The 11,944-nt window shown below is 52.8% G+C and carries 14 protein-coding genes; 10 read left to right on the forward strand and 4 right to left on the reverse strand.

Going from position 1 to position 11,944, the window contains the following annotated elements; genetic code table 11:
* The first annotated feature begins 23 nt into the window (after positions 1–23).
* The gene (locus A7K91_RS23540) at positions 24–1,490 is read left to right on the forward strand and encodes a DUF5605 domain-containing protein (RefSeq protein WP_068686935.1); all 1,467 of its coding nucleotides are present in this window, start codon (positions 24–26) and stop codon (positions 1,488–1,490) included.
* Positions 1,491–1,512: 22 nt separating this feature from the next.
* Here A7K91_RS23540 and A7K91_RS23545 read toward each other — a convergent pair whose 3' ends face one another.
* Together A7K91_RS23545 and A7K91_RS23550 are read right to left on the reverse strand one after the other, a co-directional pair.
* Positions 1,513–2,184, reverse strand: coding sequence for an SOS response-associated peptidase (locus A7K91_RS23545; protein WP_068686936.1), 672 nt, complete (start codon positions 2,182–2,184; stop codon positions 1,513–1,515).
* Between the two features lie 18 nt (positions 2,185–2,202).
* A complete protein-coding gene (locus tag A7K91_RS23550) occupies positions 2,203–2,541 on the reverse strand; it encodes a L,D-transpeptidase (protein WP_068686937.1) in 339 nt (112 codons plus the stop codon).
* A gap of 130 nt (positions 2,542–2,671) precedes the next feature.
* Here A7K91_RS23550 and A7K91_RS23555 point away from each other — a divergent pair, with 130 nt between their 5' ends.
* The 3 genes from A7K91_RS23555 to coaD all read left to right on the forward strand — a co-directional run bounded on the left by A7K91_RS23555 (position 2,672) and on the right by coaD (position 4,485).
* Entirely contained in the window at positions 2,672–3,145 is a 474-nt protein-coding gene (locus A7K91_RS23555; RefSeq protein ID WP_068686938.1) for a hypothetical protein, read from the forward strand.
* Positions 3,146–3,338: 193 nt separating this feature from the next.
* The gene (gene rsmD, locus A7K91_RS23560) at positions 3,339–3,959 is read left to right on the forward strand and encodes a 16S rRNA (guanine(966)-N(2))-methyltransferase RsmD (RefSeq protein WP_425415672.1); all 621 of its coding nucleotides are present in this window, start codon (positions 3,339–3,341) and stop codon (positions 3,957–3,959) included.
* Positions 3,937–4,485 carry a pantetheine-phosphate adenylyltransferase gene (coaD, locus tag A7K91_RS23565; RefSeq protein WP_245697794.1) on the forward strand — a complete coding sequence of 183 codons (549 nt, stop codon included), beginning with the start codon at positions 3,937–3,939 and terminating at the stop codon, positions 4,483–4,485. Before rsmD ends, coaD begins: the two co-directional genes overlap by 23 nt.
* 11 nt (positions 4,486–4,496) lie before the next feature.
* Here the strand turns inward: coaD and A7K91_RS23570 are convergent, their stop codons facing one another.
* A complete protein-coding gene (locus tag A7K91_RS23570) occupies positions 4,497–5,735 on the reverse strand; it encodes a hypothetical protein (RefSeq protein WP_068686940.1) in 1,239 nt (412 codons plus the stop codon).
* Between the two features lie 85 nt (positions 5,736–5,820).
* Here A7K91_RS23570 and A7K91_RS23575 point away from each other — a divergent pair, with 85 nt between their 5' ends.
* Positions 5,821–6,984 carry a S16 family serine protease gene (locus A7K91_RS23575; RefSeq protein ID WP_169833448.1) on the forward strand — a complete coding sequence of 388 codons (1,164 nt, stop codon included), beginning with the start codon at positions 5,821–5,823 and terminating at the stop codon, positions 6,982–6,984.
* On the opposite strand, the gene A7K91_RS23580 is transcribed toward A7K91_RS23575, so the two are convergent.
* A complete protein-coding gene (locus tag A7K91_RS23580) occupies positions 6,965–8,218 on the reverse strand; it encodes a nucleotidyltransferase (RefSeq protein ID WP_068686942.1) in 1,254 nt (417 codons plus the stop codon). The genes A7K91_RS23575 and A7K91_RS23580 overlap by 20 nt on opposite strands.
* A gap of 187 nt (positions 8,219–8,405) precedes the next feature.
* Here A7K91_RS23580 and A7K91_RS23585 point away from each other — a divergent pair, with 187 nt between their 5' ends.
* The 5 genes from A7K91_RS23585 (at position 8,406) to A7K91_RS23605 (ending at position 11,931) form a co-directional block, all read left to right on the forward strand.
* Positions 8,406–8,927 (forward strand): YceD family protein, encoded by a 522-nt coding sequence (locus A7K91_RS23585; RefSeq protein ID WP_068686943.1) that lies wholly within the window; start codon positions 8,406–8,408, stop codon positions 8,925–8,927.
* A 33-nt stretch (positions 8,928–8,960) separates the two neighbouring features.
* Complete coding sequence (gene rpmF, locus A7K91_RS23590; RefSeq protein ID WP_006036546.1) at positions 8,961–9,134, forward strand: 50S ribosomal protein L32; 174 nt, start codon at positions 8,961–8,963, stop codon at positions 9,132–9,134.
* A 232-nt stretch (positions 9,135–9,366) separates the two neighbouring features.
* Positions 9,367–9,942, forward strand: coding sequence for a transcription factor FapR (gene fapR, locus A7K91_RS23595; RefSeq protein WP_068686972.1), 576 nt, complete (start codon positions 9,367–9,369; stop codon positions 9,940–9,942).
* Between the two features lie 3 nt (positions 9,943–9,945).
* Positions 9,946–10,935 carry a phosphate acyltransferase PlsX gene (gene plsX, locus A7K91_RS23600; RefSeq protein ID WP_068686944.1) on the forward strand — a complete coding sequence of 330 codons (990 nt, stop codon included), beginning with the start codon at positions 9,946–9,948 and terminating at the stop codon, positions 10,933–10,935.
* Between the two features lie 9 nt (positions 10,936–10,944).
* A complete protein-coding gene (locus tag A7K91_RS23605) occupies positions 10,945–11,931 on the forward strand; it encodes a beta-ketoacyl-ACP synthase III (RefSeq protein WP_068686945.1) in 987 nt (328 codons plus the stop codon).
* The last annotated feature ends 13 nt before the right edge of the window (positions 11,932–11,944 follow it).

The raw sequence follows: 11,944 nt of genomic DNA on the forward strand, positions 1-11,944 counted from the left end.
AAATGTTGAAGGGAGTTTTTTCAATGGTTCATGTCACAAAAGCAGGTCATGTTTCCAAGTGGGACATTTACGAAATTGTGCTGGAGGGCGGACCTTCGAAAGGAAACCCTTTTTGCGACATCAAATTGGAAGCGCTTTTTTCGTTGGGTAAACGAAGTAGCTGCGTATCGGGCTTTTATGATGGAAATGGAGTTTATCGCATTCGATTTATGCCGGATGCCGAAGGCGAGTGGTCGTTTAAAACCGCAAGCCCGGAAGCGTCGCTAGACGGGATAGAAGGGGTGTTTCAGTGCCAGGGGGCAAGAGGGGGCAATCATGGACCTGTCCGTGTACGAAACACCTTTCATTTTGCCTATGAGGATGGAACGCCGTATATTCCTGTAGGAACAACCTGTTATGCATGGAGTCATCAAGGCGAGGAGATGGAGCGGCAAACCTTGGAAACGTTGAAAACGGCTCCATTCAACAAGCTGAGGATGTGCGTTTTCCCAAAATCGTACCTGTACAACGTTAATGAGCCCCCGTTTTATCCTTTTGAGGGGACGGTAGCGGACGGTTGGGATTATAGCCGGTTTAATCCGGCGTTTTTTGGACATTTGGAGAAGCGGATTGCCGAGCTTGGGGAAATGGGCATTGAAGTGGATCTAATCCTGTTTCATCCTTATGACCGATGGGGCTTTGCCCATATGAAGCCGGAATATGACGACCTGTATTTGCGATACATCGTAGCCCGATTGTCCCCGTATCGGCACATTTGGTGGTCGCTTGCCAATGAATATGATTTTATGAGGAACAAAACGCCGGAGGATTGGGAGCGGTACGGCGGAATCGTGACGGAATATGATCCTTACCGTCATTTGATTTCCAATCATAACGGCTTAGCCTTCTATGATTTTGACAAGCCTTGGGTAACTCATTGCAGCATTCAGCGCGTGGACGTCTATAAAACCTCCGAAAATACGGATGAATGGCGAAAAAAGTGGAATAAACCAGTCGTTATTGACGAATGCGCGTATGAAGGCAATGCGGAATATGGCTGGGGAAATATTACGGGGGAGGAAATGGTGCGGCGCTTCTGGGAAGGCTTTGTTCGCGGTGGATACGTGGGGCATGGCGAGACCTATATGCATCCCGAGGACAAAATCTGGTGGGCCAAAGGCGGCTTGCTATATGGCACAAGCCCTGAACGCATCGCGTTTTTACGCCGCGTTGTTGAAGAAGGTCCGGCAGGCGGCCTTGACCCGCTGCCCTCCGACTGGGACTTGCCTTGTGCGGGCGTGGAGGACTTCTATTATTTGTTTTATTTTGGCTTCAACCAGCCCAAGTCCCGTGAGTTCAGAATGAAGCCCGGAATCCGTTACCAGGTCGAGCTGCTTGATATGTGGAACATGAAGGTGGAAAAGCTGCCGGGCAGCTACGAAGGCGCCTTCCGAATTGAGCTGCCAAGCCGGATGTATATGGCCGTTCGAATGACAGCAATGCCTGAATAATATCAGTTAGTCCGGGCTTTAGTTAGACCAGTCGTTTGATCAAGTCCGCGTTGTCGATTCGGCTGTTGCCGACCGCTTGATTGACAGGATAAGCCTCCATAAGCCGGTCGGGATATGGGCGCAGCAGCTGTTGCAGCTGGGAAGATTGGCTGTTGCGATCCAGCCAAATACGTTCATCTCCCGGCTGCAAAATAACGGGCATCCGATCATGGATGACGCTCATGAGCTCGTTTGGCTCGGTGGTCAGAATCGTGCAGGTGCTTAGCTTGTTGCCTTCTTTGTCCATCCATATTTCGTAAAGGCCGGCAAACGCAAAGAGGCCTTCCTCCCGCATCACGATGCGATAAGGCTGCTTGGTGCCATCGGATCGGCGCTGCCACTCATAAAAGCCGTCAGCCGGTATGAGACATCGCCGCGACTTGAAGGCGGCTCGGAAGGCGGGCTTGTCCGCCACGGTTTCGGCGCGGGCATTAATAAGCTTGAACGACTCCTTGTCCGATTGGGCCCAGCTTGGCACAAGCCCCCACTTAAGCTGGCCGATGATATGGCTCCGGCCACCGTTGACGATAGCCGGAACCCATTGACCGGGAGCGATATTGTAACGGGGCGAATAAGTGTGCAGCCGTTCATTTTCCAGCATAAAATGCTTCATTAATTCCTCGAGCGTTACTACCAGCGTATATCGGCCGCACATTTTTATTCCTCCTCGTTTTTAAGGGCGAATCGTTACTCTTGTCCCGATCGGGACCATTGCCTGAAGGGCCAGCACATCTTCGTTGTGCATTCGGATACAGCCGTGGGACACCTCATGTCCGATAGATGACGGGTCGTTAGTGCCGTGAATGCCGTAGGAGGGCTTGGATAACCCCATCCAAAAAGCGCCGAAAGGTCCTCCGGGGTTTGGCTGCTTGTTAATAATGGTAAACTCGCCGGTAGGCGTTCTGGTCACCATCTTGCCTACTCCCACGGGAAAGCTGCGCACAACGACGTTTCCATCAAGCAGATGCAGCATTTTATCCGACAAATCAACAATAATCCGGTAGCTGGGCATATTGAGCCTCCTTTATTATATCTTATGGACGGGGTGAAATGGAGGACCGGGATAACAGCCCTTTTTGTTTTGTGTATTCGTTAACCTTATGTGAATGAAGCAAACATTCGATGAAGCGGGAGGTAGAAGTATGGTTAAAAAACGAATGTTATTGCTCCTATTGCTAGTGCTGATCACAGCTTGCTCCAGCAATGGCGATATTGGCGGTTCAGAGGGCGCCAAAATCGTTAACGGAGATTGTCCTTACAACGGCGCTGTCGTTGAAGTGAATTATTCAACAAAGATTCCGTTTGAAAAAATAGAAAAAATCTGGTCTGACAACGGCTGGCAGATTGCTAATCCAGAGGCGGACGGACATACCATGGTTGGAGTGATATCCGGCTCGTTTGAGGGAGAGCAATGGGTGACAGCAAGCGTGTATCAAACGGAGGAGTCGACGCTTGTTTCCATCTGGGTAAACGAGGAAGCCGATGAAAGCATGCATGATAAACAAATTTCAAAAGCCAGCTTATTGTTAGACCAAATGGAAGCCGTACTTGATAAGGACTACCCGACGAAGGGAGAACGAACCTCGGGTCCAAGATCGGGCTGTATACAAGATTAAAGCTGGCGAGGCTGCTGCATTACACCTATTAATTACACCTGTTTTTCCGCTTGTTATGGGCAAAAAAACGTGCCGTTAAACGCAACCGCTCATCTTCGATCGCCGAGGGGAGCGGTTTTCTCAGTGGAGTTGCGGCGTATTCTTTATTAATAAATACAATTTGTGGTACGATAGGCGGTAGGCGTAATGTAGCGTGAAAGGGGTAATTGCAGTGAGAGTCATAGCGGGCACGGCACGCGGGCGCGCGCTCAAGGCTGTTCCGGGGAATGGGACAAGACCAACGACGGATAAAGTGAAAGAAGCTATTTTTAGCATGATTGGCCCCTATTTTGATGGGGGAACGGCGCTTGATCTTTATGCGGGCACGGGAGGCTTGGCTATTGAAGCCTGGAGCAGAGGGATAGAAAAGCTGGTTCTGGTGGATAAGGAAAAAGCAAGCATCGATATTATTCGCCTTAATCTACAGGCCGTCGGAGCAATAGATGCCGCCGAGCTGTACCGTAACGACGCGGAGCGGGCAGTGAAAGCGTTGGCAAAGCGGGGATTGAAATTCCGGCTCGTATTCCTTGATCCGCCATACCGGATGACCGGCATGGATAAGCAGATGGAGGAGCTGGCGCTAAAGGAGATGCTGGAGCCAGACGCCCTTATTGTGGTGGAGCATGATTCGGCGGTCCATTATGCCAAAGAGATTACAGGCTTCCAGCAAATCCGGGAGGCCAAATATGGCGATACGATCGTCAGCATATACCGTTTTGAAGGAATAGACAGCAGCGATAGGAGCGAGGAATATGCCACAATCGATGAATCCTGATCATCAAAATAATAAAGAGACAACTCCAAAGGTTAGAATAGCGGCTTATCCGGGGAGCTTCGATCCGGTTACATGCGGCCATCTGGATATTATCCGCCGGTCTGCAAAGCAATTTGACCGGCTGGTGGTAGCCGTCTTGAACAATACCAGCAAAAACCCGCTGTTTTCGGTGGAGGAACGCAAGGAGCTGCTTCGCGAAGCGACAAAGGATCTTCCCAATGTCGAAATTGACAGCTTCCGCGATTTGACGGTCCGGTTTATGCGGTCCAAGGGGGCGGATGTGATCGTTCGCGGTATTCGCTCGGTCACTGATTTTGAATACGAGCTGATGCTGGCTTCAACCAACCACCAGCTGGATAAGGATATTGAAACCGTCTTTATGATGACCAACCCTAAATATTCTTATTTAAGCTCCAGCATTGTTAAAGAAATTGCGCAATTCGACGGCGAGGTGCATGATTTGGTGCCGCCAGGCGTGGAAATCGCATTGAAAGAGAAATACCGCGAGCGCAAGGCACAGCAATAAGGCGAAAGCGGTTATATTTCAGTGCGGCCAACAGGGCGCCATTTGAACAGGAAATACAGACTGCACAACAGTACGGCCCCGCCAACAAAAATAGCGGCGGAATAAGGCCATAGCGTAGGCATATTGACGGCTGTAAAGGCTTGAGCCTCCGACAGCGGACCATGGGACGACAGACGGGTTGTTCCTTCCGCCAAAACAGGAAAGCCGCCGTCCGGAGCCAGCATGGAAAAAAGCTTCCCGGCCGGACCCCATAGGAGCAGGGTAACAAGAAACGCGTGTACGGCATGATTCAACCGGTACATCATAAACGGAAAAAGCTTTAGTCCGGTGCCGCCGATGGAATAGCCTGCTTGTAAAATGCCGCTTATTCCAGTCCATGAGACGGCTGCGGCAATGGCGGCGCAAATGAGCGGCAATCCCGCTCCGGGAAGATTCCACAGCGATGCGGCATACGCCCCTAAATGGCCTTCAAATAAAACCTGGCCGACAAACGGAAATCCCATGTTGCTAAGCGGGAGCAGCAATGGCTCCGCCAGCCTCGCAAGCACGGAAGCCACGATCATGAACCCGCCAACGATCATGAGCCGCTGCACGCTTGCCGTTACGGATTCTCCCAGCACTCTGCCAAAGCTTCTTCCGTCGCTTTCCCGGCCTGCCTTCATGGCGAAGGCAGCAGCGGCAAGCAATCCATGCCGAGGGTGCGGGCGAGCGGGAGCTGGCTGCTGATTATGCGGATTGCCATGCGGGAATTGCGGCCATATCGAGGAGAGAAGCAGCAGCCACAGGGCGGATAACCAGACCCCGGCGGCTACGATCAGCCCGGCAGTTGGCGTTTGCAGAAATGACGCGCCAACAATAACGATCATAAACAAGGGGTTGGGCATGTGGGACAAGGCCAGCAGATGCTGGCCTTGACTGTTGTTCAGCCGCCCTTCTCTGCACAGCCGCGCAACCTGCTCGGCTCCTGCGGGATATCCGCCCATCCAGCCTGCCGCAAGTCCGATCACCGCTTCACCGGGCATGCGAAGCAGACGCGAAGCCACTGGCTGTAGCAGAGCGCCTAATCCGTGGGCCAGGCCGAAGGCAAGCATGATTTCATATAGGACAAAATAAGGAAGCAGCCCCGGGAACACAATGTCCCACCAGATCGATAATCCTTTTAAGGAAGCCTGAAAGGAAACATCGGGCTGCAAAATGATACAACATACCAGAAGAATGGACAATATTGCAAGCATTACCGTTTTTGCCATGGGAGTCAGCTCCTATGTCTTCGTGGACAACCTGATCTTACATATGTACGCTATATTTTTCAGGTTAGACCAGGACGCAGCGACGATGCTTGCAAATGGCCGCTTCAAGCAGGTGAATGCCGATATGGGACGTAATGGATCCCCATGGAAAAAAATGATATATTCAGCAGCCGGTACAGCTCTGTTCATGTGGCTGCTGCTGTATGCGCCAACGCCTTTTGTCCTATTTCAGCCCGGCATTGCGATATCTGTGGAGCCGATGATTACATTGGAGGAATTGGATGAAAATTCCGTTCCCGCTGACAATGGAATAACAGAGACCGCTCCTCACGAAGACAAAAGCGAAGGCGAATTTTTATTGACGGCTGTCAAGCTGACGGAGCCTAACTTCTGGAACGTGGCAAAGGCGGCTTTTCAACGGGATTATGATCTTATGCGAAAGCGGGACGTTTACGGCGATGCAAGCCGCAGCCAGTATGTCCGGCAGCTGGCCGTAGTGATGCAGAATTCCCAGAGTAATGCCGTGGAAGCGGTATACCGTCATCTTTCCGTAACTTATACGCATCGGGTCTCTGCTATCGTTGTAACCGGGATTGTTCCAGGCGAAGGCTCTCAGATGCTGGAGCAGGGAGACCTTTTAATCGGCGCAGAAGGGGAGGAGCCGTTCCGCGACATAAAGGATGCCGTAAGCCGGTGGCAGCTGAACCGCCAGACGAACGAGGCATGGAAGCTTGTTATTGATCGCGGAGGCGAGCGCATGGTGTTGGAATTGGAGAAGTCGTCAGATGCGGCAGGAAATGCCCTCAAATACTCAGAAAATGAGCGTTTGGAGCAATTTGCTGCGTGGCTTGGCGTTGCCGGGTTTGCGGAGAAGCAAGAGCTTGTCCCGGAGAAAACTCCTCATAAGCTGAATATTTCCGCCAATAACATCGGCGGGCCGTCCGCCGGCCTCGTGTTTGCGCTGCAAGGCGTCGATTTGCTGACGCCGGGAGATTTGACTGGCGGCCGCCGGATAGCAGCGACCGGGACGATTAGCCCTGACGGCGCCGTGGGGGATATTGGAGGCATCTCGCAAAAGGTCGTATCGACCAGCTCCGAAGGAGCCGAGCTGTTTCTGGTTCCGCTCGGGAATGAGGCGGACGCCCGCAAAAAAGCAGCCGCGCTTCATTCGCCGATGAAAATCGCCGGAGTGAGAACTCTTCAAGAGGCGCTGGATGTCATTGAGGATTTCATTCGGGAGCCAGCATAACGGGCTTGTCCCGGAAATCCCGCAGCATGGCGGAGGGCAAATCCGCTCCCGGCATGCCTAGCATATAAGCGCCTGTAGCCGCGATATCAAGCTCCAGATAGCGGTTTGTCTCCGCCAGCCGCGAGGCGTTAAGCAGGACGGGAAGAGCGGCGGAGCGTCGCATCTCCGCCAGCAGCTCCTGACCCTTGGGCGAAAAGCCCAATACGCGTATATAGCGAACGCCCTCCTCCAGCTTTTCGCGGGTGAAGTCGCTTTTGGCATGTCCGAGCAGGATGGAAAGCAAGGCGCGCTGCAGCTTGGTTCGCGTGTACCGCTTCGTTTTGAGCGCGTTCAGCAGATGCTCCATATCAAAACCTTGCATAACGGCTAACGACTTGACGATACGGTGCTCCAGCCCTTCTGTCATGTCGCGAAGCTCGCGCAGGCCGGCAGCCCCGCTTGTTGCAATGACATGCATAAGCTGAGGCAGAAAGGTGTTCCAGCCGATAGGAGGAATGCCGTTTTTCCTGGCTTCGGTCAAAATATGTAGCGTTGAAGCCGGTACATAAGGCTTAATATCCTCAAGCCTTCCGCCCTCCGACAACAGCTTTCGCAGCGCTGTGGCGCTGGCGATCGGACCGTCGTCTATGGAGGTGTCGCCATATTGCGCGCCTTGGCGGGCAATGGTGTAAGGCCGCAAGCCGCCGCCAAGCCGGTTCAGGGCAATGAGATAATGCAGGCCTAACGTATGGTTGGGCTGGCTGAACGGAAATGAAGCGGCCTCCGGAAGTCCCAGCTCATTCAAATAGGACGCGATGGCGGAGCTATAGGCGGAGGGATAAGGCACTCCTTGATTTAATTGCTGCTTCAGCAAATCCTTAAAGGCTTGCGGCTCAAACGCCGCTGCATCCGCGGCGGCAAGCAGGGGGGCCAGGCTCCCGCTTTCCGTCCCGAAGCAAAAAGCGTCAACGACGCCGGTGGCCTTAAGCAGCTTGACGGCTCCGTAGGCGAACCATTCCGCCGGCTGGGTGGCGTAAGCGACGGGGAGCTCGATAACGAGGTCACAGCCGCCCTCAAGCGCCATACGCGTCCTCAGCCACTTGTCCGCCATCGCGGGTTCGCCGCGCTGAAGGAAATGGCCGCTCATGACGGCGACTACGGCGTCAGCTCCTGTTATTTTACGGGATTGCTGCAAATGATAACGATGACCGTTGTGAAACGGATTGTATTCCACGATCAGTCCAACTGTCGTCATATTTTTTTCCCCTCTTGCGGAAATAGTGGTTTGGCTCTACTATAGCATAGCAAGCCGCTCTGTACAGCATGGGATAGGGCTTGCCTTATGTTGGTTTCGGTCTGCGCAGGAAAATCGCAATGTGAAATTGTTGACAAAAGCCTATTTAAATCGCTATAATAATCTTTGTTTGTTTGGAGTGATGAATATGCAGTTTCATATGCAAGAGATGATGTCCAAGGGGCTTAAGGCGGACATTAAGGAAACGCTGGATGTCAGCAGTCTCTTCAAAGGCAAGCCCGATGTGCTTGGCGCGGGACCGCTTCATGTAGACATTCATGTAGAGGGACATGCTGGCTTTATCGCCGCTAACGGGCAGCTGGAGATTGATCTGGAGATGGCGTGCTCGCGTTGTCTTGATCCCGTAAGCGCACATACGGTCATTCCTTTCTCGGAGCAGTTCAAGCAGGTTTCGGGCGATGAGCCTGACGAAGAGGAAGGCGAAGGCGAAGAATCCGATTTTGCAGAGGTTCCGGGAGAGAGACTGGATCTGAAGCCGTTTCTGGAGGAAGCTCTTCTGCTATACATTCCCTTTGCTCCGCTTTGCAGCGAACAGTGCAAGGGACTTTGCCAGCAATGCGGGCAAAATCTCAACGAGCGGAAGTGCGGGTGCAGCAATGAGGTTTTAGATCCTCGATTTGCAGCGCTCAAGGATCTTTTTAAGGACTAGCGTATTTTTGAATCTGTGAAGGAGGTGGGAAAGATGGCAGTACCTCAACGTAGAACATCCAAAACTCGCCGCGACAAACGTCGCACGCATTTTAAACTTGCAGTACCGGGCATGGTAAAATGTGAGCAATGCGGAGAGCTGAAATTGGCTCACCACGTATGCAAAGTATGCGGATATTACAAAACAAAGGAAATCATTTCCCAATAGGATATGGCTTCGGCGATAGCACTTCATCTTGCGGTGAGGTGCTATTTTTATGACTACATAAGAATGTCCGGCTGGATGGTTGGCATACCCTCTTGATAGAGGGAGTTGGTTGCGCACGGCGGACTTTTTTTATATACTTGTTTAGTACCAGGTGATAACATGTACTCCTAAACATAAATAGAGAGAATTATCTTTAAACCCTAGAGCGGAGGCGATGCCGGAAATGGAACGGATGCCCAAACGGCAGCGGCATCAGCAGCTTGCCCAATACATTGATGACAACCCTTTTATAACGGATAGAGAGTTGACGCGCCTGCTTAAAGTAAGCATTCAGACGATTCGGCTGGACCGGATGGAGCTAGGCATTCCCGAGCTCAGAGAACGGATGAAGCTGATGGCGGAGCGTTCCTACGATTCTGTCCGTTCCTTGCCTCTGCACGAAGTGATCGGGGAAATCGTGGATTTGGAGCTGGACAAGTCCGGCATCTCCATTTTTGAAATTACGGAGGAGCACGTTTTCTCTCGAACAAACATTGCGCGCGGCCATCATGTTTTTGCTCAGGCCAATTCGCTTGCAGTTGCCGTTATCGACGACGCCATCGCTTTGACGGTAACGGCGGATATCCGCTTTATCCGTCCTGTCAAGCTGGGCGAAAAATGCATTGCGAAGGCGTATGTCCGTTCAATCTCCGGGGAACGCAGTAAATCGAAGGTGGAGCTGTTCACCTATGTAGGCGACGAGATGGTGTTTCAAGGCAATTTCGTCATTTACAGATCGACGGGAGAGCAGATTTTGGAGGAGGAATAAACTATGCGGATCGCCATTGACGCTATGGGCGGGGACCACGCTCCAGAGCTGATTGTGCAAGGCGCATTGCAGGCGGCGGCCGAATGGCCGGATACGGAATTGCTGCTGGTTGGAAACGCGTCGGCGATCGAGCCGCTGCTCGCTGGCGGCATACCGTCAAACGTAAAGCTTCATCATGCCGAGGATGTAATCGCCGGCGATGAGGAGCCGGTCAAAGCCGTCAGACGAAAAAAAGATTCGTCGATGGTGGTGGCGGGAACACTTGTGAAAGAAAAACAGGCGGATGCGATGTTGTCTGCGGGCAATACGGGCGCGCTGATGGCAACGGGACTGCTGGTCGTAGGACGCATGTCTGGGATTGAACGCCCGGCACTGGCACCTATGCTTCCTACACAGGACGACATGGGCGTGCTTGCGCTGGATCTTGGCGCCAATATGGATGCCAAGCCGGAGCATTTGCTGCAATACGCAATTATGGGCAGCGTATACCGCGCCAAGGTGCATGGCTTATCGCAGCCTCGGGTCGGCTTGCTTAACGTAGGCACGGAGGCCAAAAAAGGCAGCGAGCTTACGAAGGCGGCGTTTGAGCTGCTGGAGCAGGCTCCCGTTAACTTCATCGGCAACGTGGAGGCCAGAGACGTGCTGAGCCGCAATTGCGACGTGCTTGTTTGCGACGGCTTCTCCGGCAACATTTTGCTGAAGTCGATGGAAGGTGCGGCGGGCATGATTTTTTCATCGCTCAAGGATGCATTTGGCCATTCCCTTCTGACCAAAGCAGCCGCAGCGATCATGCTTCCGCGCTTGCGCCATCTGAAGAAAAAAATGGACTACAAGGAGCATGGCGGCGCTCCTCTGCTGGGGTTAAACGGCCTGGTCGTGAAATGTCACGGCTCATCCGACGCCCTTGCGGTCAAAAATGCCGTCGGCAAAGCCAGAATCGCCCTGCAAGGCGAATTGATATCATCCATCTCCGCAGAAATTAACGGGAAGTGAGTGTGTAGCATGAGTTTGCATCCTGTCGGTATTATTGGAACGGGCAAATATACGCCTGAACGAATTTTGAGCAATCAAGAGCTGGAACGCATGGTGGAAACCAATGATGAATGGATTGTAACGCGGACTGGCATTAAAGAGCGCCGCATCGCTGCGGAATCGGAAGCAACCTCCGATTTGGCCTACCAGGCGGCACTAAAGGCACTGGAGGCGGCCAATTTGAAGGCGGCTGATCTGGATCTCATTATCGTCGCAACAATTACGCCGGATATGTTTTTCCCTTCGACGGCCTGCCTGCTGCAAAACAAGCTGGGCGCAGCAAAAGCGGCCGCTTTTGATCTCTCCGCCGCATGCTCGGGCTTTATTTACGGGTTGGCTACGGCGTCCAACATGATCGCAACAGGCATGTACAAAAATGCGCTTGTAATCGGCGCGGAGACATTGTCCCGAATTACGGATTATACGGACCGCAATACATGCATCCTGTTTGGCGACGGAGCTGGCGCTGTTGTGCTTGGCGAAGTGCCGGAAGGACGGGGCTTCCGTTCCTTTGAATTGGGCGCTGACGGAAGCGGCGGCGAGCTGCTGAAGATCAGCGGCGGCGGCTCGCGCATTCCGGCTTCGCAGCAAAGTCTGGAAGACAAGAAGCATTTTATCCATATGGCGGGCAATGATGTATTTAAATTTGCTGTACGCATCATGGGCGGCGCTGCCGAGGAAGCATTGTCGAAAGCCGGCATGACCAAAGCCGATGTTGATCTTCTGGTGCCGCATCAAGCCAATATCCGCATTATCCAGTCGGCGCTGAATCGCCTGGACTTGCCGGAAGAAAAAGCTATGATCAACCTGAACAAATACGGGAATATGTCGGCGGCTTCCATTCCGGTTGCGCTCGCAGAAGCTGTGGAGCAGGACCGAGTGAAGGAAGGCGACTGTGTTGTATTCGTAGGTTTCGGCGGCGGCTTGACATGGGGCGCGTCCGTTCTGGTTTGGTAAAGGTTAAGCTTGG

Origin of the sequence: Paenibacillus oryzae (assembly GCF_001675045.1) — a bacterium.
GTDB lineage: Bacteria > Bacillota > Bacilli > Paenibacillales > Paenibacillaceae > Pristimantibacillus > Pristimantibacillus oryzae.